This is a genomic window from Collinsella aerofaciens, from assembly GCF_040926185.1.
Lineage (GTDB): Bacteria > Actinomycetota > Coriobacteriia > Coriobacteriales > Coriobacteriaceae > Collinsella > Collinsella aerofaciens_BC.
Window position 1 is genome coordinate 191,715 of sequence record NZ_JBCOIQ010000001.1, and the last position, 20,166, is coordinate 211,880.

General features: G+C 60.7%; 14 protein-coding genes and 1 pseudogene. 2 read left to right on the top strand and 13 right to left on the bottom strand.

Annotated features, from left to right (window positions below; translation table 11 throughout):
- Positions 1–120 precede the first annotated feature (120 nt).
- From AB5750_RS00910 to AB5750_RS00935, 6 genes are all read right to left on the bottom strand, one after another.
- Positions 121–927 (bottom strand): YebC/PmpR family DNA-binding transcriptional regulator, encoded by an 807-nt coding sequence (locus AB5750_RS00910; RefSeq protein WP_117734266.1) that lies wholly within the window; start codon positions 925–927, stop codon positions 121–123.
- Positions 928–1,091: 164 nt separating this feature from the next.
- Entirely contained in the window at positions 1,092–3,275 is a 2,184-nt protein-coding gene (locus AB5750_RS00915) for a DUF6020 family protein (RefSeq protein WP_368145093.1), read from the bottom strand.
- A gap of 144 nt (positions 3,276–3,419) precedes the next feature.
- A complete protein-coding gene (gene lgt, locus AB5750_RS00920; RefSeq protein ID WP_368145094.1) occupies positions 3,420–4,241 on the bottom strand; it encodes a prolipoprotein diacylglyceryl transferase in 822 nt (273 codons plus the stop codon).
- Positions 4,242–4,350: 109 nt separating this feature from the next.
- On the bottom strand, positions 4,351–4,629 hold the full coding sequence (locus AB5750_RS00925; RefSeq protein ID WP_035137589.1) for a NifU family protein: 279 nt from the start codon (positions 4,627–4,629) through the stop codon (positions 4,351–4,353).
- 171 nt (positions 4,630–4,800) lie between these two features.
- Positions 4,801–5,325: a deoxycytidylate deaminase gene (locus AB5750_RS00930; RefSeq protein WP_089572276.1), complete on the bottom strand. Its 525-nt coding sequence runs from the start codon at positions 5,323–5,325 to the stop codon at positions 4,801–4,803.
- 83 nt (positions 5,326–5,408) lie between these two features.
- Positions 5,409–6,260 carry a type III pantothenate kinase gene (locus tag AB5750_RS00935; protein ID WP_368145095.1) on the bottom strand — a complete coding sequence of 284 codons (852 nt, stop codon included), beginning with the start codon at positions 6,258–6,260 and terminating at the stop codon, positions 5,409–5,411.
- Between the two features lie 192 nt (positions 6,261–6,452).
- Between AB5750_RS00935 and AB5750_RS00940 the strand changes: the two genes are divergently transcribed.
- Positions 6,453–8,156 carry an OPT/YSL family transporter gene (locus AB5750_RS00940; protein ID WP_349115250.1) on the top strand — a complete coding sequence of 568 codons (1,704 nt, stop codon included), beginning with the start codon at positions 6,453–6,455 and terminating at the stop codon, positions 8,154–8,156.
- Between the two features lie 214 nt (positions 8,157–8,370).
- Positions 8,371–9,510, top strand: coding sequence for a DUF389 domain-containing protein (locus tag AB5750_RS00945; RefSeq protein WP_368145096.1), 1,140 nt, complete (start codon positions 8,371–8,373; stop codon positions 9,508–9,510).
- A gap of 14 nt (positions 9,511–9,524) precedes the next feature.
- On the opposite strand, the pseudogene AB5750_RS00950 reads toward AB5750_RS00945, so the two are convergent.
- The 7 genes and pseudogenes from AB5750_RS00950 to AB5750_RS00980 form a co-directional block, all read right to left on the bottom strand.
- Positions 9,525–9,986 (bottom strand): annotated as a pseudogene (locus tag AB5750_RS00950) (aryl-sulfate sulfotransferase); the annotation flags it as partial.
- A gap of 96 nt (positions 9,987–10,082) precedes the next feature.
- The gene (locus AB5750_RS00955; RefSeq protein ID WP_368145097.1) at positions 10,083–11,042 is read right to left on the bottom strand and encodes a 3-hydroxyacyl-CoA dehydrogenase; all 960 of its coding nucleotides are present in this window, start codon (positions 11,040–11,042) and stop codon (positions 10,083–10,085) included.
- Between the two features lie 417 nt (positions 11,043–11,459).
- Positions 11,460–16,253, bottom strand: a complete 4,794-nt coding sequence (locus tag AB5750_RS00960) for an acyl-CoA dehydratase activase-related protein (protein ID WP_368145099.1) — start codon at positions 16,251–16,253, stop codon at positions 11,460–11,462.
- A gap of 11 nt (positions 16,254–16,264) precedes the next feature.
- Positions 16,265–16,975 carry a TetR/AcrR family transcriptional regulator gene (locus AB5750_RS00965; RefSeq protein ID WP_040358972.1) on the bottom strand — a complete coding sequence of 237 codons (711 nt, stop codon included), beginning with the start codon at positions 16,973–16,975 and terminating at the stop codon, positions 16,265–16,267.
- 275 nt (positions 16,976–17,250) lie between these two features.
- Complete coding sequence (locus tag AB5750_RS00970; protein ID WP_022094649.1) at positions 17,251–17,376, bottom strand: hypothetical protein; 126 nt, start codon at positions 17,374–17,376, stop codon at positions 17,251–17,253.
- 471 nt (positions 17,377–17,847) lie between these two features.
- Entirely contained in the window at positions 17,848–18,705 is an 858-nt protein-coding gene (locus tag AB5750_RS00975; RefSeq protein WP_368145100.1) for an HAD-IIB family hydrolase, read from the bottom strand.
- Positions 18,706–18,820: 115 nt separating this feature from the next.
- Positions 18,821–20,083, bottom strand: a complete 1,263-nt coding sequence (locus tag AB5750_RS00980) for an MFS transporter (RefSeq protein WP_368145101.1) — start codon at positions 20,081–20,083, stop codon at positions 18,821–18,823.
- Positions 20,084–20,166 lie beyond the last annotated feature (83 nt).

A 20,166-nucleotide genomic window follows, 5' to 3' on the forward strand; every position in this document is an offset into this window, starting at 1 on the left:
CATCATTATAAAAGAGCCGGGTCCGGTGCTCTACGCACGCGAATCCGGCTCATCTATTCCACGAGGCTTGCATGCTCGCTTCATTATGCCCAGATATGCACGGCTTAACCCATGCGGGCGCTACTCCTCCTCGAGGGCAGCGATGACCTCGTCGGTCATGTCCATGGTGCTGTAAACATCCTGGACGTCGTCGAGCTCCTCAAGACGGTCGATGAGGCGCTGAACCTTCTTGGCATCGGCGCCGGAGACCTCGGTCGGGGTGGTCGGGACCATGGTGGTCTCGGAGCCCTTGACCTGGACGCCCTGCTCCTCGAGCGCCTTGGAGACAGCCATAACGTCGTTGGCAGCAGTCCAGACGATCCACTCCTCGCCGGCGTCCTCGTAGTCCTCGCCACCGGCCTCGGCGATGGCCATCATGAACTCATCCTCGTCACCGGCAGCACCGTTGGCGATCATGGTCTCCTTCTTGGCGTTCTCGTCCAGGATCTCCTTGGCGACGACGATCTGACCCTTGCGCTCAAACTGGAAGGCGACGGAGCCGGAGGTGCCCAGGTTGCCACCAGCGTGGGAGAAGGCGGAACGGACATCAGCGGCGGTACGGTTGCGGTTGTCGGTCAGGCAGTCGACGTAGACGGCGACACCGGCGGGACCGTAGCCCTCGTACACGATGTTCTCGTAGACGGCGGCGTCAGCACCCGAGCCAAAAGCCTTGTCGATAGCGGACTTGATCTTGTCCTTAGGCATGGACTGAGCCTTGGCCTTGGCAACGGCAGCGGCGAGGCTGGCGTTGTTCTCGGGCAGCGGGTCACCGCCGAGACGGGCAGCAACGGTGATGTTGCGGCTGAGCTTGGAGAAGAGGGCGGAACGCTTGGCGTCCTGCGCGCCCTTACGATGCTTGGTTGTGGCCCACTTAGAGTGTCCGGACATACGTGTCTCCTATCGGTTTCGACCTAAAGCCCAGCGCAGATGCTCGGGCAATATAAACAAACGTCGTTATGATATACCTACTGGCCTGCGAGATAAACCCCAAAATGAAGGCGTCGTGATGATGACCCCTTTGGTGCAAAGAAACCTGACCCCAATGCACCAAGTTAGGACCAGAGAAAGTCGCTGCGGGTGACGGTGGCGCCGATGGCGAAGGGCATGCAGGCGATGACCGGATACAGGTAGCGCATGTAAGTCGAGCCGTTGCACGGGCCAATCAGGCACACAGCGAGCACGCCCAACAGCGGCACCCAGATCGCCAGCGCACGCCATGAATGACGACGCAGCAAGTAGACCACCACGGCGATCATGATCCACACATAGGTGGCCGAGCTCATGGTGAGCGAAATAAACGGGATGCGCTGCACCGCCACACGGTACAGATTGACCAGGTGGTCGCACCAGCGCACCACGTTGCTGTCAACCGGATGGAAGTCGAAGTACTTGAGGTTGTCGGGACGCGCCATGATCTCGGCACTGCGCGCCGTGCTGTAGACCCACGCATCCTGGGCACTCGGATAAAAATAACCATAGTAGTTATTGATGAGCGCCGAGATATAGCACTCGGGATCCTTCTTAAACATCTGGGCCCATACCTCAAAATAGGCCTTGATGTCCTCCTGCGAGGCGTACTCGTTAAAGCAGTTCTTGACGGCATCGGACTTGTCGGGGTTGTAGCGGCGGCCCAGGTTCTCGTACTTGAGTACGCGATCGATCACGGCACGTTCTTCGTCGGTCACCAAACCGTCGCAAGGAGCCTCCACGATGGTGCCATCCTCCTTAACCGTAGGGTTGACGCCCGAGTTGAGGCCGTCGTGCTTTTGGACGAAACGAGCCGTCTGCTGGAACGGAATCGAAAGGATTTCGCGCTTGGAACCAGGCGTGATATCGTGCGCCGGCATAAAGACCTTGGTGAAGTACATATTAGAGGCAAGGCAGAGCGCGAGCACCGCGAGAACGCCAACCCAGCGGAAGCGCGGGATGGCGCCTGACGGCGCAGCACCAGTCTGCTTGACTGCACGACGAGCCACATGCACGTCCCATACGCAAAACGCCGCCGCGATTACGCATGCTGCCAGGGGAAACACCAAGCCGCCGTTGCGCAGGAACGTGGAACCCATGGCGCCCAGAGCGAGCAGCAGCCAGTCGTGGCGCGCAAAGAGCGCGGGGGCTTTCTCGCCCGCTCGCTCGACATTGGCATCACGACGGGGCAAGCCACATGCCACGAGCTTGACGGTCTGTACCAGCAGCACCAAGAACGCGTCGGCAAAGAGCACGTCTTTGGTGAGCAACGCCGCGTAGTTAGAGAACATCGGCATAAACGCGAAGAACAGCAGGATCGCACCGCGAACCGGCAGGCTCACGCCCAGTTTGCGCAGCGACGAAATGGAATAGGCCATGCAGGCAGCCGTGATGACAAATTGAGCGCAGGTATAGATGGCAAGACCTGCGTTGGCGCTGTTGAACAGTGAAAGCCCCAGCTGGACGCACGAGCCGATAATGGCCGTGTGCACTACGGGATGATGCCCGTTGAGCAGCACGTTGGGGTTGAGTAGGCGCAGGTAGTCGCTCGTGCCGTTGGGATAGTTAAACCACTGGCGAATCTGCGCGCCCGTATCTCCCATAAAAAGGCCAGGCAGCGAAGCGATGAGCGTGGGCGCCCAGGCGATCATAAGCACCAGGAAGGGCCCGGCAAAGGGATGGACCGAGAGCACGGCGTGAGTTACACGCCATACGCGGCCAAAGTGCGCTTCGGAAAACGGAATGCGCCGAGAGCTCAGCCAATCTAGACACTCAAACGCAAGGTAGAAGGCAACGACCGCCAAGAGCATCCAGCCCGCGCCGCCAATCCAGGCGCAGATGATGCGGGCTTTGTCGCCAAGGACAATCTCGGCCGAGTCGGTGAGATCGTAGCTGCGGCCGAACACCATGCAGATGGCGAAGAACAGCGACGGCAGAACGATCGATGGGCGCCAGGTGTCGCCACGGCCAAAGAACACGTAGCGAAACGGTAGCGTGAGCAGGCAGGCAAGTGCAAGCAGCATGACCGCGTCGGTATGGCCGGCAAACGAGAGGAGCACCTCGTAGCACACGTACAGCATGCCCGAGGCTTTGGGGTCAATCGCCAAGACTGCGTTGCTCGACACCGGGGCGGGATCGATGGAAAACGCCGTGGTCGCCAACAGCGCGAGCAAAAATGCGATTAGCGTCTGCTTGGCGGGATAGCGCTTAAACCAGACGATGCGGGCAGCGTCGCGCGCAGCCGTTGTGGAGAGATCGGAATCCTTCACAGTCCAAAGAGCCTTTCTAGAAACCTGCCAAAAAGGGACAGGTTTATTTTGGCAGGTTTTATCTGGGGAAACGTTACGGTTCTGTCATCGTTGCCCAGCGAACCACCACAAAGGTGCCTGTCCCCTTTGTGGTGGTTTTGGTGGTTAGGCGTCGAGGTAGATGCGCTGGGGCTGGTTGCGGCGACGAGCAAAGATGATGAGCGCCAGTCCCGCGATTACGAGCGGAAGACTCAGCAGCTGACCCATGGTGATGACGCCGCCCAGCAGATAGCCCAGCTGCGCATCGGGCACACGCACAAACTCAATCAAAAAGCGAACGATGCCGTACCCCATCACGAACACGCCCATAAACGTACCCTGGGGCAGTAGCGGCTTTTTGCGGCTGAGCACCTGCAAAATACAGAAGAGTACGACGCCCTCAAGAAACGCCTCGTAGAGCTGGGAGGGATGGCGCGGCATATCGCCCGCAGTGCCGCCAAAGACCACGCCCCAGGGCAGATCGGTCGGCTTACCCCACAGCTCGCCGTTGACGAAATTGGCGCAACGTCCCAGGCACAGCGCCAGCGGAGCACCGATCACAGCAAGGTCGGCGATGGTCCAGGCGTCGAGCTTATACATGCGGCATACAATGATGCCGCCCAAGATGCCGCCCACCAGGCCACCGTGGAAGCTCATGCCGCCCTCGTTGGTGGCAAAGATCTCGAGCGGGTGGGCCAAATAGTAGCCATCACCGTAAAAGACGACGTAAAACAGGCGCGCGCCGATAATAAGGCCAAAGACCGCACCGACCACGACGCTCGTCAGGTCATCGATCGTGATGTCGAAGCCCCAACGACGCTGCGTGCGGTACATAACGACCGCCGTGAGCAGGGCGCCGACCACATAGGCCAGACCGTACCAGTAGATCGTGATGGGGCCCGCCGAGATCGCAACGGGGTCAAGCATATGGTAGAGGTCGTTGAGCATATCGATCCCCCTGCTCCCTACATACAAATGCGGCCGCGGGCCTTGCGCTCGCAGCCGCATATTTGGACGTAACGTCTATGCGGAGCGTACCGTCCGCAGCTTTCGCATCTTAGAACGGCGCGTACTCGTCGTACAGGTCCTCGGCCTCGCCGGAAGCATTGACCTGCTCGACGCGGGTAACGCCGGGCACGTGCTCCTTCAGGATGCGCTCGATACCCATGGAAAGGGTCAGCGAGCTCATGGGACAGCCGGCGCAAGCGCCCTGCAGTTCCAGCTTAACGACGCCCTCGTCGTCGACGCCCACATACTCCATATCGCCGCCGTCGGCCTGCAGGTTGGGGCGAATCTCTTCAAGAACCTTCTTAAGCAGCTCTTCGTTAACAGCCACAGGGGCTCCTTTCTCACAATAACGCGGGCACGCCCGCGGACAGAAGCTATGTTACTACAGCCATGTACCCGCTCACGAGCCGTCCATGCGCGCAGACGCGACTTTCACGAGTAGTCAATTTGGGACGGGGCTCTTTGAGCTGCGTTCGTCGCCAGATAGCGACAACGCATATTACTGCTGAGCTTGTCCCCCGGTACCAATCTGGACATCGACGATGACCTGGCGGTAGCTGATGCCGCAGGAGTCGAGAATGCGGCGGCTGATACGGCCGTCATCGGTGTCGGCATACTTATTGTCCAGGTAGACGACCTCGCCCACACCCACCTGTGCCAGGATCTTGGCGCAGTCGTGGCACGGGAACAGCGTGACGTAGACCGTGGAACCCTCAAGGTCTTTGAGCGAGCCGCGATAGTTGAGCACGGCGTTGGCCTCGGCATGGACTACGTAGTTATGCTTGTCCTGCAGCGGGTCATCGCTCGTGCCCCACGGGAAAAAGTCGTCGTTGAGCGCCGAGGGCGTACCGTTGTAGCCCACCGAAAGGATGCGGTGGTTGGTGCTGGCGATGCACGCGCCCACCTGCGTGTTGGGGTCCTTACTGCGGCGCTGCGCGGCGATGGCCACGCTCATAAAGAACTCATCCCAGCTAATAACGTCGCGGCGCTTGCCCGACGCGGTTTGATGAAGATCGTCCGACATGGCAGACACCTCCGAAATCGCAATAGTTTGACCCATTGTAGCAGGTGGAAGGTGGAGACGTTTTTGTCCCATTGCCCCCATCGCTACGCGCGGCGGGGCTTTTGGTTGATGTGGTAGAGCTCGGCGAGGCCCCGCAGCGTCAGCGCATCGTCGACCGTCAGGCTATGGCCGACCAGCGCCGCAAGCGCCTCGGCATCGTCGCCGGTAATGACGATGGGCACATCGCCCTCCCCCGCGGCCTTGGTCGCACGCATCTCGGCGAGCACCATGTCGAGCATGCCGTCGATGCGTGCCACCTCGCCCAGAACCACGCCCGAGCGCATGGCCTCACGCGTGTTACGGCCGATGACGTGTGTCGGCGCCGAGGGCTCAACTTGAGGCAGGCGCGCCGCAGCGGCCGAGAGCGAACGGGCGCCGAGCGCCAGCCCCGGCGCGATAACGCCGCCGACAAAGGTGCCGTGTGCGTCGATGACCTCGATATTGGTCGTCGTGCCCAGGTCGATCACAATGCACGGCGAGCCGTAGACGGCGCGGGCAGCCACGGCGTCGGCGATGCGGTCGGGACCGATCTCGGCCGGGTCATCGTAGTGCACGGGCATGCCGGTCTTAAGTCCCGGCCCCACCGTGAGCACGCGCCCCGTGCAGGTACGGGAAAGTGCCGCCTTCCACGGGCGCTCGAGCGCCGGGACCACGCAGCTCAGCACAGCAGCCGTGGACACAAGCGCGCCCGGCATGCCCGCATCGGCCGCCAGTGCGGCCATGACCTGCACGAGACGCATGCGCGCCTCGTCTGCCGTGATGCTCGACGGCATGGTGATCTCGCACGTCGCAAGCGGACATTCCTGCGCCGCGGCCGAATCCTCTGCAAACAGGCCAAAGCGAATGAACGTGTTGCCCACGTCGACCGTCAATATATATGCGCACCCATTAAGCATCGTCGGCGCTCCTTTCGTCTGCCCAGCAGTATATCGCCTACCTAAACCAGTCATCCCAAAATGACTAGCTTGCGGCTATACTGGTGCGCGGTCGTTTGCGAGCTCACGCGGCGGCCCTTGGTAACCCGACTTCCCGCGCCGTATCCGTAACGGCGCTCCCGGGGGAAGCGGATATACGCAAAGGAGTTTTATATGAGCAATCCCTCGAACCGCGCTTCGATGCGCGGGCAACTCACGCTGCGCGGCGTCGTCATCGGCGTCCTTGGCTGCGTGATCATCACGGCAAGCTCGGCCTACACCGCCCTCAAGATGGGCGCCCTCCCCTGGCCGATCATTTTCGCTGCCGTCATTTCGCTGTTCTTCCTGAAGCTCATGGGCAACGCCAGCCTCAACGAGGCCAACGTCACCCACACCATCATGTCCGCAGGCGCCATGGTCGCTGGCGGTCTGGCGTTTACCATCCCGGGCGCCTGGATGCTGGGCTATGCCGACCAGATCAGTTGGCTCGACATGTTTATCGTGGCACTCGCCGGCACTATCCTAGGCCTGCTGGCCACGGCACTCATCCACCGTCACTTTATCGTGGACGCCGCGCTTGAGTTCCCCACCGGCAACGCCGCAGCTCAGACCCTGCGCGCGACCGAGGCCGGCGGCAAGACCGGCAAGCAGCTCTTTGGCTCCATGGCCATCGCCGGCATCTACAGCGTGCTGCGCGACGCTCTGGGCATTGTGCCCAGCATGCTGTGCACGCTCAATATCCCCGGCGTGACCTTTGCCATCTACAACTCGCCCATGTTGCTGTCCATCGGCTTTTTGGTGGGCTTCGCCCCCGTCGCGTTCTGGTTTGCCGGCGCGCTGCTGGGCAATTTTGGCATCATCGTCGGCGGCACCGCTGCCGGTCTGTTTGACGTTATGACCGCACAGGGCATCGTCAAGTCCCTGGGTATGGGCCTCATGATGGGCTTTGGCGTCGCCGTCGTCCTCAAGGACATCCTTCCGCAGGTCGCCGGTATCGTCCGCGGCCTCGCCGCCGACAGCTCCACCGACACCGACGAGCAGTCGCTCATCTCGGGCTCCCTTAAACTCGACGCCGGTATCATCGGCCTGGGCGCTGCCGCCATCGCCGTGATCATCGCCATCGTGCTCGACCTTGGCCCCGTTCCGGCCGTCATCGTCACGCTGTTCACCTTTGTCACCACCATCATGAGCGCGCAGAGCTGCGGCCAGACGGGCATCGACCCCATGGAGATCTTCGGCCTCATCGTCATGCTCATCGTTGCCGCCTTCGCGCAGCTCGCTCAGGTCAAGCTGTTCTTTATCGCCGGCATCGTGGCCGTGGCGTGCGGCCTTGCGGGCGACGTCATGAACGACTTCAAGGCCGGCGCCGTGCTGGGCACCAACCCGCGCGCGCAGTGGGTCGGCCAGGCCATTGGCGGCATCGTGGGCGCCCTGGTCGCCGCCGCCGTCATGGTCGCGCTCGTCACCGCCTATGGTCCGGACGCCTTTGGCCCCGACAAGAGTTTTGTGGCCGCACAGGCAAGCGTGGTCGCCACCATGGTCTCGGGCATCCCGAGCGTGCCGTGGTTTGCGGGCGGCTTTATCGCCGGCATCGTCATGTACTGGCTCGGCATTCCGGCCATGATGATCGGCCTGGGCGTGTACCTGCCGTTCTACATGTCGCTCACGGCCTTCCTGGGCTCCTGCGTCAAGCTCGCCTACGACAAGTGGGCAGCCCACCGCGATGCCAACGCCGGTCTTTCGGACGAGGAGAAGACCGCCAAGGATGCCGCCTTCCAGGAGCAGGGCCTGGTTGTCGCCAGCGGCCTGCTCGGTGGCGAGTCCATCGTCGGCGTTATCCTGGCGTTTGTCTCTGTTGGCCTGAGCCTGCTGGGCTAAACCAAACAACAACGCACCCGTGCAGAGCGCGGGGTCGGAGACCATCCGGCCCCGCGCTTTTTGTATCTGCCGAAACCCTCGGCAGTACTTGTATGTGGCGTGTCTTCCTTTGCCTGCTCGCCTAAGTTCCATGTCAAGATGACCGCCCCGCCCGTCACGGTGTAGAGTACATGCTGCGAACGCACCCGCGTTCCTACGGCAATACGAGGTGGACATGGAACTCGATAAACAACAGCTCAAGCGACTGCGCGAGCGCCATCATCGGCGCCATGGCATCCGCCCCGCCCACAGCGAGGCCATGGAGAACGCAAGCCGCTTTCTAAAGCGGGCATTCAACATTCGCGAGGGACGCGCGCCCTATCACGTGATTCGCAAGCGCTTTGTAAACGGGGCGCGCCTGACTGGCTCACACTTATGCATCTTGATCATTGCCATGTTGATCGCGAGCATCGGCCTCGATATCGACTCGGATATCGCCATTGTAGGCGCCATGCTCATCTGCCCGCTCATGGGCTCGGTCCTTGCCATGGCATACGGCATCGCCACGCTCGACCGCGAGATCACCCTTGAGGCCGTCGCCGGCCTCGCGCTGCAGATGGTCTTTTGCCTGGTCACGTCCACGTTGTACTTTAAGCTCTCGCCCCTTGGCACCACCACGGCCGCCATCATCGACAATTCGACACCGACTGTGTGGGACCTTGCCGTCGCGCTCGCGGGCGGCTTTGCGGGTGGCCTGGGCAACTCGCGCGACCAGGAACCCGCCACGCTCATCGCCGGGGTGGCTGTGGCGACCGCGCTCATGCCGCCCCTGTGCGCGGCGGGCTATGGCATCGCCATCGCAAGCGGGTCACTGTTTCTCTCGGCGCTTTACGAGTTTGGCATCAACGTGGTCTTTATCGCACTCGCGGCCGAAGCCGTTCTGCTTCTTTTGCGCGTGCCGCTCAAGCGCGACCTCAACGGCGACGGTATTGTGACTGCCGAGGAAAATGCCGAGGTCGACGAGCTATCGCGCAAGGTGCGCCGCCGCATCATCGTGGGCACGGTAATCTTTGCCATCCCCTGCATCGTTATGACGGCGGGTTCCATTGGCTCGGCGCAGGCCGGCGTGCAGGACGGCTACGGCGTCACCGAAACCACGCGCGAGCTTGCGGCGGTGCTGCCAGGCTTTAAGGACTACACCGTCGCCGTCGAGACCTCGGCCACCGAAGGCGACGAGGAGGGCATCGTCGAGCGCGAGGTTGTCGCCCATGTGACGACAAGCGAGGCGCTCGGGGCACGCGACCGCCACGTCGCCCGCAAGCTCATCGACCTCAATGTGCCCGAGCTCGATCGCGTGGAATTTGACGTGAAGTGATGCAGAGCGCGGCCCTACAGGTCGTACTTGTACACGCGATAGATGTACTTCTCGGCTTCCATCTCGTAGGTGGCGATGGGCAGTCCATAGCGATCGTACTCGGTAAAGGTCTTAGCCTGGCCCGAAGCCACGAGCATGCTGTTCGAATTGCCGACGCGCTGCGCGCTGCTCACATAGCCCGAAAACGGCACGGCGATCTGGTCCACAAGCTCGTAGGTGCGCGCGGTCTCGTCCACCGTAAAGATGCGCCCAAACGAATGCGTGCCCTTGTTGTAGTCGGTCACCACCGCGGCGCCCAGCTGACCCCAGTCGAACTTGGGATAGCTTTCGGCCGCACCAAAGTTGTTGTCGTACAGCAGCACCTGGTAGCGACCAGTCGTTGCCGTGTCAAAACTCGGCAGATACGTCACGCTGTGCTGACCCGCGTTGAGCGAAAAAACGCCCTGGGCCTGCAGTAACTTGTCCTCAAAGCCCGAGCCGGCCCATTGCCACTCCTTTCTATTTCTGGGTCCATCTTCTCACTGCTGGCGACCAAAAATGATCCGTTTTCCTCCGTCCCCGAGGGATCATTGTTAGTACTTGAAGAAGCCCTCGCCCGAGCTTTCGCCCAGCTTGCCTTCGTCGAGCATCTGCTTGAGGACGGATGCCATGGCCTTAAAGTTGTAGGGCATCATCATCTTTTTGAGCAGCGGGCTCACCAGGCCCGGGACCTTCTGATACTGCATGACGATGTTGTAGGCCGTCTGGATGCCCACCGTGTCGAATACGCGGAACGGGCCCTTGGGAGCGCCGGTGCCGCGCGTCCATGCGAGGTCGATGCTCTTGGGGTCACTCACGCCCGAGACATACAGGTCAAGGCCCGAAAGCAGCCACGGCACCAGCATGGAATTGAGCAGGTAGCCGTTCTTTTCCTTGTTGACGGGCAGGGCAAGCATGCGGATATCGTTGGCAAAGTCGACGAGCTCGTCGAAGTAGCGCTTGTCAGTTTGGCTCTGGGCCATGACCTCGGTCATGTTGTTCTTCCAGATGGAGTTGGCAAAGTGCAGCGACAGGTACTTCTCGGGGCGGCCGGTGTACTTGGCAAAGGTGCTCGGCAGCAGCGTAGAGGAGTTCGTTACGACGACGGTCTTTTGCGGGAGGACCGGGGCGAGCTTCTTGTAGAAGTCGATCTTTGCCTGGGCGTCCTCGGCCATGGACTCGATAACCAAGTCGGCGTCGGCCACGGCTTTGGCGAGGTCGAGCTCCAGCTTGAGTGTGGAGTAGGCACGCTCGACGGCGGCGAGCGCCGTCTCCTTGTCGAAAGGCTGGTCGCTATCGGCGATACCGGCGCACCACTCGCCCGTGCCGTCCGCCATGCCCTCGATAGCAGCGATGTACTCCTCGCGCACATGATCGATCTTGGGCTGGGTACGGCCGATGCTGCCCTCGCTGCGCAGCCAAATCGTTACATCAAAGCCGCAGTAGGCTGCCTGAAAGGCAATCTGGCTTCCCAGCACGCCGCCGCCGGCAACGCAAACGGTCTTGTAGCTCATAAGAACAGTCCTCTCTTACGTAATTCCATAGATGTGTATTTATTCAACCGTAAGGAGGACGCGCGCTGGGGGTGGGTTCTATAAACGGACGGTAATTTGTGGCGAACGGCTACACCTGTTCATTAACTCTCGATTTTGAGGGCATTTTTTGGCGCTGCTGAACCGCTGTTTTCGGAAGTGCGGGGAAAAATCGGGTTTCACCGACCAGACCGGCTTTTTTTACAACAAAACCGCAGGTCGCGAGAGTCTAAAAAGGCGGTGTGCTCAGGAGGTTCGCGTTTTTCCCCGCACTTCCGAAATTCGAGTGCACAGAAGGCTGCAACAAAACGATTTACGCAACATATGTCCAAGCAAAAACGGGTGGTAGCCGGTACGGCCACCACCCGTTTGTCTCATATCCAGCCCATAGCAGGCCAGTTACTTCTTAATGCCGCGTCCCAGGCGCTCAGCGACCGACGCCACGGCACTCTCGTCGACCGAGCCGCAGCTCACGCAGCCATCGTGGGCACGCATCTGGCCGGTGACCTCGTCCATCGCGAGCGGCGCCACCTTCTCGAGCTTAAAGCCCTTACCGGCGCGCATGTTTTCCTTGGCCACGCTGATCATGAGCTTAATGCGGTTGAGCTGGTTGACCTCGGACGCGCCGGGGTCGTAGTCCACTGCGACGATGTTGCTCTCGGGGTGCTGACGGCGCAGTTCCTTGATCACGGCCTTACCCACCACGTGGTTGGGCAGGCACGCGAAGGGCTGCGTGCAGATAATGTTGGGTGCACCATGGTCAATCAGGTCGAGCATCTCGGCCGTGAGCAGCCAGCCTTCGCCCATGTTGTTGCACACCGAGAGCACCGTGCGAGCCTTGTCGGCCATAGTGTCGATGCGCTCGGGCGCCTCAAAGCGGCTGGACTTTTCGAGCATCTCCTCCACCGGCGTACGCATCCAGTCCACCAGCTTGATGAGCGCCTGCATACCAGCGCGCGTGGTAGCAGAGCTTCCCAGCTCGTCCTTCTGTAGCTCGGCGTTGCTCATGGAGTACAGGAAGAAGTCGAGCAGACCCGGCACCACAGCCTCGCAGCCCTCGCGCTCAATGACATCGACCACGTGGTTGTTGGCCGTGGGATGGAACTTGACCAGGATCTCGCCAACCACGCCCACGCGCGGCTTGGTACCCTCGCCCACAAGCGGCATGGTGTCGAACGCGCGGATGGCCTCGCGGCACAACTTGGTGTAGTTGTGCCTGTTGAACTTAGGCGCCAGCTTGCGGGCGCGCGCCATGTACTCCTCGTAGAGTGCGTTGGCGGCACCGGGCGTGGCCTCGTACGGGCGGCAACGATAGAGCATCTGCATCATGACGTCACCAAAGAGCACTGCGTAGACTGCCTGCTTAAGCAGTGCCGGCGTAATCTTAAAGCCGGGGTTGTCCTCACCGAGCGCCACGGCCGAAAGCGAGATCACCGGGATCTCGGGGTGGCCGCTCTCGCGCAGGGCCTTGCGGATGAGTGCGATGTAGTTGGTGGCACGGCAGCCGCCGCCGGTCTGGCTGATAACCACGGCCGTCTTGGACAGGTCGTACCGACCGCTCTCGATGGCCTCCATAATCTGGCCCGTCACCAGGATCGACGGATAGCAAATGTCATTGTTCACGTAGCGCAGGCCAGCCTCGACGGCATCGTGGTCGGTCGAGGGCAGCAGCTCCAAGTTGTAGCCGGCACCGCGGAACACCTCTTTGACCAGGTCAAAGTGGATCGGCGCCATCTGCGGGCACAGGATGGTGTAGCCCTCCTCGCGCATCTGCTCGGTAAAGGGCACCTTGGGCCACGCGGTCGAAGCACTCTCACGCTGCGCCTCGAACGTGTACTTGCGGCTCGCGAACGCGGGGGCATCCGTGGAGGGCGCCACCGGCGCGGCATCGCCTTGCTCGTAGGCCTCGCCCGCGGCCGTGGCATCGGCCAGGCGCTCGGCCTCCTGGTCCTTGAGCGCTGCCATGAGCGAGCGGATGCGGATGCGCGCGGCACCCAGGTTAGACACCTCGTCGATCTTAAGCACGGTGTAGATCTTGCCGCTGGCCTCCAGGATCTCCTGCACCTGATCGGTAGTCAGGGCATCGAGACCGCAGCCGAAGGAATTGAGCTGGATCAGGTCCAGGTCGTTGCGCATCGTCACAAAACGGGCGACGGCGTACAGGCGGCTGTGGTACATCCACTGGTCGACGACGCGAATGGGGCGCTCGGGCTTCACGAGATGCGCGAGCGAATCCTCGGTAAAGACCGCAAAGCCAAAGCTCGAGATAAGCTCGGGCAGGGCGTGGTTGATCTCGGGGTCGTTATGGTAGGGACGGCCGGCGAGCACAATGCCGTGGCCGCCGTGGTCCTCGACCCACTTAAGAGCCTCCTCGCCCATGGTCTGGATGTCCTCGTGGAAACGCGCATCGGCCTCGTAGGCGGCGTTGACGGCGGCATCGACCTCGGAACGCGTGATCTTGGGTCCACGCACACGACCGCGACCGGCCTCAGCATCGGCCACACGGTCGACGGCGAGCACCTGGTACAGACGGCGCTTGAGCTCGGTCTTGTCGTGATAGGGCACAAACGGGTACAGGAACTCGATGTTCTGCTCGCGAATCTCGTCGATATTGAGCGCCAGCGCCGTGGGGTAGCTCATGACAATGGGGCAGTTGTAACAGTTGCCGGCGGTCGGATCCTCCTTGCGCTCCCAGCGCACGCACGGCATCCAAATGAAGTCGACATCGCGGTCGATGAGGTTCATCACGTGGCCGTGGCTCATCTTGGCCGGATAGCACACGCTCTCGGACGGCATGGACTCGATGCCCGCCTGGTAAGTCTTTTTGCTCGACTGGTCGGACAGCTGCACGCTAAAGCCCAGGCGCGTAAAGAACGCATGCCAGAAGGGGTAGTTCTCGTACATGTTGAGCGCGCGCGGGATGCCGACGGTGCCGCGCGGGGCCTCGTCGGGGCTCAGGATCTCGCGGTTAAAGAGCAGCTCGTTTTTCTTTTTGAAGAGGTTGGGGGCCTCAGTCTTCTGCTTTTTGTGGCCAGCGCCCTTCTCGCAGCGGTTGCCGGTAATGAAGCGCCTGCCGCCGCCAAAGTCGTTGACGGTAAGCTGGCAGTTGTTAGAGCAACGGCCGCAGCGGACATGCTTTTGCGTCACGGTGAGGTGCGCGATGTCCTCGGCCGAGAGGATGGTCGAAGTGCCGTCGGCGCCAGCGCGATCGCGGGCGAGCAAGGCAGCGCCATAGGCGCCCATGCAGCCGGCGATATCGGGACGCACGGCATGCACGCCGGTGAGCTGCTCAAATGCGCGCAGCGTGGCGTCGGACATAAAGGTGCCGCCCTGAACGATTACCTGGCTGCCGATCTCCTTGGGATCGCGCAGCTTAATGACCTTGAACAGGGCATTTTTGATGACGGAATAGGACAGGCCGGCCGCGATGTCGCCCACCGTGGCGCCTTCCTTTTGCGCCTGCTTGACGCGCGAGTTCATAAAGACCGTGCAGCGACTGCCCAGGTCGACAGGGGCCTTGGCATGGATGGCGGCATCGGCAAACGCGCGCACGTCCATGTTCATGGACACGGCGAAGCTCTCGATAAAGCTGCCGCAGCCCGACGAGCAGGCCTCGTTGAGCATAATGTGCTCGATGACGCCGTCCTTCACGCGCAGGCACTTCATGTCCTGGCCGCCGATGTCCAGGATAAACTCGACGCCGGGCAGGAACGCCTTGGCGCCGCGCAGGTGCGCGACGGTCTCGATCTCGCCGGAGTCGGCCTTGAGGGCCTCGATGAGCAGCGCCTCGCCGTAGCCCGTGGTGGTCACGTGACCGATGGTGCAGCCGGCGGGGATGTGGTTGTAGAAATCGGCCATGATGACCTTGGCCGTGCCCAGAATGTCGCCGTTGTTGTTGCCGTACCAGGTGTGCAGCAGCTGACCGTCCTCGCCCACGAGCGCGGCCTTCATGGTGGTGGAGCCGGCGTCGATGCCAATGAACACGCGTCCGGTGTAGCCGTCGAGCTTGCCCTTGGGAACGACCTCGGCGTCGTGGCGGTTCTTGAACTCGGCAAAGTCCTCGTCAGTGGCAAAGAGCGGATCCAGGCGCTCGACCTCGGCACCCTGTGTGTCGCCCAAGCTGTCGATGGCCTCGATGAGCTGCGGGAACGTGCTGAGCTTGTTGGACTCGTGCGCCATGGCGGCGCCGCTCGCCACAAACAGGTGAGCGTTTTGGGGCACGATACGGTGCTCCTCGTCCAGGTTGAGCGTGAGGTAGAAGCGGTGGCGCAGCTCGGAGAGGTACTGCAGCGGGCCGCCCAGGAAGGCAACGTTGCCGCGGATGGGACGGCCGCACGCCAGGCCCGAGATAGTCTGGGTCACGACGGCCTGGAAGATGGAAGCGGCAACATCCTCGGGGCGAGCGCCCTCGTTGAGCAGCGGCTGCACGTCAGTCTTGGCAAAGACGCCGCAGCGGCTGGCGATGGGATAGATGGTGGTGGCGTTGGCCGCGAGCTCGTTGAGGCCGCTGGCATCGGTGTGCAGCAGGGTTGCCATCTGGTCGATGAACGCGCCCGTACCGCCGGCGCAGGTGCCGTTCATGCGCTGCTCGATGCCGTTGTCGAAGTAGATGATCTTGGCGTCCTCGCCGCCCAGCTCGATGGCGACGTCGGTGGCCGGGATGAGGGTCTCGACGGCACGCTTGCTAGCGATGACCTCCTGAACAAACTCCAGGTCGAGCCACTGGGACAGCAGCAGGCCGCCCGAGCCGGTAATGGCGCAGGTCATCTGGGCCGTCGGCAGCACGGTCGCGGCACCCTCGAACAGGTCGCGGGCGCAGGCACGGACGTCGGTGTGGTGGCGCTGGTACTTGGCGTAGACGATCTGGTTGTCGTCGTTGAGCACGGCGAGCTTAACGGTGGTGGAGCCCACGTCGATGCCCAGGTGCAGGTTGCCACGAGCGTTCTCGGGGTTGAAGATCGCGCCTTCGGGGGCGTGGGCGGCGGCTACGGGCTCGGCGGCTACGGGCTCGGCGGCTACGGGCTCGCTGGCGACGGATGTCTCCCCTGCCGCGTTCTTGGCATCGGCAACTGCCTCGGCAACTTTCTCGGCAGCCGCGGTCGCGGCCTTCTGCGCGGCGTCCACCACGGTGGGCGCGGCCTCGCGTGCGGCAGCGACCATGCGGTCCTTGATGCCCTCGACGAGTTTGCTCATTGTCTCTCCTCTTAGTTGTTGGACTCGACGGTTGCGGCAGTGTCGGCTGCGTCCTCGAGCTGCAAGTTCAATAGCTTCATGCCGTATTCCGGCACGTTGATATCGATGGGTTGACCATACAGGTCACCAGGGCGCACAAAAGCGAGCACCGTCATAATGCGCGCCATGGCCTCGGGCGATTCGGTGAGCCCACGCTCAAACCAGCGCTGAATCATGCCGACCTCGGCACTTACGACGTAGGTAACGTAGTAGTCAAAGAACGTGCCCAGCGCCAGGCCCAAAATGCCCGTCTGCGCACGCGGTACCACAGCCTCACGCGCGGTGTCGATGATCCTTTTAATGAAGGCCTGGTCGCCGCCCGGACCCAGCAGCGCGCCGATTAAGTCGCGGTTGGCTGCAAGATAACGCAGCAGCTCAACCGAACCGGGCGCCGGCTCGAGCTCATCGATGTTGTGATAGAGATCGGGCAGCTGAGCTGCGGTGATGAGCTCAATGCGCTCACGGATCTCAGCCAGCAAGCCGTCCTCGATTTGATTGATAAAGTCAGGAATATCGCGGTAGTGCGAATAGAACGTGCGGCGCGTAAGGCCGGCACGCTCGGTGAGCGACGCGACGTTAATGCGCGAAAGGTCGCCGCTTTCGGCAAGCTCGCTGGCGAGTGCCTGGCGAAGGGCACGCTGCGAGCGAAGGGACCGGCGATCGCATTTCTCGAGCTGGGACAAGCGTCCTCCTTGTTACTCAGCCTGTGCGCTATTGCACAGTGCGAGTATTATTGCACACCGTGTGCATCAACACGCAAAGGCAATATTTGGGATGTGGCGAAGGGACAGTTCCCATGTCACATTCAGCGACCGCCTAGGTTGTGCCAGTTGTGCCTGGCTTTTGAAGCGGCAGTACCGATTGTCCAAAAAGTCATTCGTGGGTAGAATAGTGTCGACGGCAGCCCAAGTTGTAGCTAGCTGGGCAGCGCCGTTGTTTGCATTAGGGGGTCAATGCCTTAGCGGCGGCGACCCCTTCTGTTGCGCTTCGAACGCTGCTTGAGTGCCTCGGAAAGGCCGACAAGCGCCGTGAAGAACGAGACCAAAGCGGTCAGAAGTCTCACGAAATCAATCAGATCGGTCATGGGCATCACCTCCCATCAGATGGAGGGCGCTGCCCGGCACATGGAACTGCCGCCAACAGTATCAATTCTATCAAAGCGCAGTTAGATATGCGAATGTTTGTTCGTATTTCAGAAGATCGGAGCTCGGGTACGGCGAAGGAACAGTTCCTTTGCCGTACCCGAGCTTGTCGCCGAACTGCCACCTACATTTTTCGAGTTATTCGGCCACGCTGCTAGTTCTGTATAAATGCACCGCCGGGATTATCTGAGGGTTTTTGTCCTTATTTGAGCGCATACATGCCCATTTGCGCACTTACGACACCGAATCAAACACCATTAGAGGTATGAATGTTCCCGAGAGGGCATCTTTAGCCATTTAACGACCTCCGACAGGCCGAATAACTCAAAATTTGTTGGTGGCGAAAGCGAGACAGTCCTATACGCCAAAAGCCGGCATCTCCCATGTGACAGAGGGGCTGTCCCTTTGTCACATTATTCGATGACGGTGCGGGAGTTTTGCTTGTGCATGGTGGCGAGCATGTGTTTGGGAACGGCGTGGACCATGCAACTGCCGATAGTCGCGCTCGCGGCGGCCTTGGCTGCATCGCTTGCGTTTTTGGTCGCGTAGCTGTGACGAAAACGATTGAGCATGGCGATATCGTTGCCGCCGTCGCCGTAGGCCGCGACCTCATCCTCGGCAATACCGTAGTAGCCCGCCAGCCAGGCCACGCTCTCGCCCTTGTTGCACGCCACGTCCGTGATCTCGAACATCACCGGATCGAACGGCGCGTTGACCACGCGGTCCGATCGCTCGGCCAAATATGCTTTAAGGTCACGCTCCAGCTCGGGCGAGGTCACGCGGCAGTTGATCTTGCACACATCGTGGCGCAGGATGTCACCGATCGACTGGTCGAAATATTGCTCCTCGTGATACCCGCCACGTGCACGCATGCCACGCATCACGATACGCTTGATAGGGCTGTCCTTTTTAAAGCCCGCCTGATGCATCTCGAACGAGCCGCTCGAGAACATGCCATCGGGCGTGGAGCAATCAAAGCAAATGTCCGGAAACTCCTTGAGCAGTTCCTCGGTGATCTGCGGGTCAATGGTCCAGGTTTTGAGCACCTCGCCATGACTGTCGCGCACGATGGATCCATTGGAGCAGCAGGCGTCAAGCGTCAGGCCCGTAAAGCCATGCTCGCCGATCGGCAGCGTCGAGCGTCCGGTCGCGGGAACCACATGCAGGCCAGCTTCGGTCAGCTCGCGAATGGCACGGCGGATGGTCCCATCCGCCTCATGCAGGGCGTTCAGCAGCGTTCCGTCTAAGTCACTCGCAAACATCTTGATCATGGGCGTGCCTCTCCTTCGTCTGCACGATATTGTAGACGAAGGAGAGGCACGCCCAAACAATGCCGTCACGACGCGACGTGCCACTGCCTTCACAAATTCACGGTGCCCCAGCGCGCTAAGACAATCGCCACAAGCGACTTTTCAGCCGATAAAACAGCGCCGTCGTCAACGTCAGCACCGCCAACATGCCTGCGAATACAATCGCCGGTGTCCATCGATCATATGCGAGCCCGTAAACCAATTGGCCAATAGGCGTTGCACAGGAAAGCGTCATATAAACGAGTGCCAGCACTTTTCCGCAGAGTTCCTTTGGCGCTGACCGCTGAACAAATGAAACGATTTCGACCGATGTAATGCTTGCCCACGCCATGACCCATGCCGAGCCGGCCGCAAGCGCGGCAAACGCTAATTCATCAGGACCGCTCAGTAGCGTGACAATAATCGGCACGACTCCAAAACAGATCATCGCAACATATCGACATATGCCCTTGAAGGAAAAACGATGCGGCCAAATACCGACCAAACCACTGCCGACAAGACCACCTAAGCCCATAGCCACCTCAATAATCCCAACGAAGGATGACTGCATTCCGAGATGCTTTGCAACAATAACGGGAGCACCAATCGTTAACCCAACTAACGCAAGGTTCAAAATAGCCGCAATCAAAAACACAACGAGCAATGATGAGTTTTGAGACAGGTACCGAATCAACTCCCGAAAATCGTTTCGGCGTGTCGTACGAGTCGCGCCGTCTCCCATCGTTTCAGATGAGGCATTTTGCTTGAGTGCGCCCCCGAACAGCAGGGCTGAAATCGTAAACGTCAACGCCGCGGTTTCGCATAGAGTATCGATACCAAAGCACCCATAGACTGCCGTCCCGACTACAGGCCCCAAGATATTGCTCATCATGATTATCTGCGAGACCAACGCAGTGGCACGCTCAACCTTTTCTTGGCCCGTCATGCGCACCGCCTCAATTTGAAGCATCGGTTTCAGCAGCGATTGGATGCCATATTGGACGCAAAGCATTGCTGCCACGACAACCGCAAGAGGCAGCGAACGCTTCATGGGGATAAACAGCAGTGATGCAGCCATCAGAACAATGCCGAGTACCACAAGAACCCCGCGATGTCTTCCCCGATCCGCCAAAATCCCGCCAACCGGAGTCGCGAGCACGCCCGGTATGAACGCTATCGCCGCGACGGCGCCATATAACGTTGAGGAGCCGCTGCAATCGAACAAGTAGAGCGGACACGCAAAGCACAGTGCCGACAGCATCGAATACGCACACAGCTGTGCAACAAGAAGACCAAATAGCCTGATAGATCGCACTGTTTTTGGCGCCAATGAAACGCTAATTCTTCGCATCCCAGCCATAAGCCTGCCCCCAAATACATACTGTCAGTATGTATTTAATGACTTGAAAAGGGCAGCCGTGGCTACCCTCACAAATCAATTAC

Excerpts from the sequence above, each read along its gene's own strand:
- AB5750_RS00910 (WP_117734266.1), bottom strand. The coding sequence starts at position 927 with ATGTCCGGACACTCTAAGTGGGCCACAACCAAGCATCGTAAGGGCGCG.
- lgt (WP_368145094.1), bottom strand. The coding sequence starts at position 4,241 with ATGCTCAACGACCTCTACCATATGCTTGACCCCGTTGCGATCTCGGCG.
- AB5750_RS00930 (WP_089572276.1), bottom strand. The coding sequence starts at position 5,325 with ATGTCGGACGATCTTCATCAAACCGCGTCGGGCAAGCGCCGCGACGTT.
- AB5750_RS00935 (WP_368145095.1), bottom strand. The coding sequence starts at position 6,260 with ATGCTTAATGGGTGCGCATATATATTGACGGTCGACGTGGGCAACACG.
- AB5750_RS00940 (WP_349115250.1), top strand. The coding sequence starts at position 6,453 with ATGAGCAATCCCTCGAACCGCGCTTCGATGCGCGGGCAACTCACGCTG.
- AB5750_RS00945 (WP_368145096.1), top strand. The coding sequence starts at position 8,371 with ATGGAACTCGATAAACAACAGCTCAAGCGACTGCGCGAGCGCCATCAT.
- AB5750_RS00955 (WP_368145097.1), bottom strand. The coding sequence starts at position 11,042 with ATGAGCTACAAGACCGTTTGCGTTGCCGGCGGCGGCGTGCTGGGAAGC.
- AB5750_RS00960 (WP_368145099.1), bottom strand. The coding sequence starts at position 16,253 with ATGAGCAAACTCGTCGAGGGCATCAAGGACCGCATGGTCGCTGCCGCA.
- AB5750_RS00970 (WP_022094649.1), bottom strand. The coding sequence starts at position 17,376 with ATGACCGATCTGATTGATTTCGTGAGACTTCTGACCGCTTTGGTCTCG.
- AB5750_RS00975 (WP_368145100.1), bottom strand. The coding sequence starts at position 18,705 with ATGATCAAGATGTTTGCGAGTGACTTAGACGGAACGCTGCTGAACGCC.
- AB5750_RS00980 (WP_368145101.1), bottom strand. The coding sequence starts at position 20,083 with ATGGCTGGGATGCGAAGAATTAGCGTTTCATTGGCGCCAAAAACAGTG.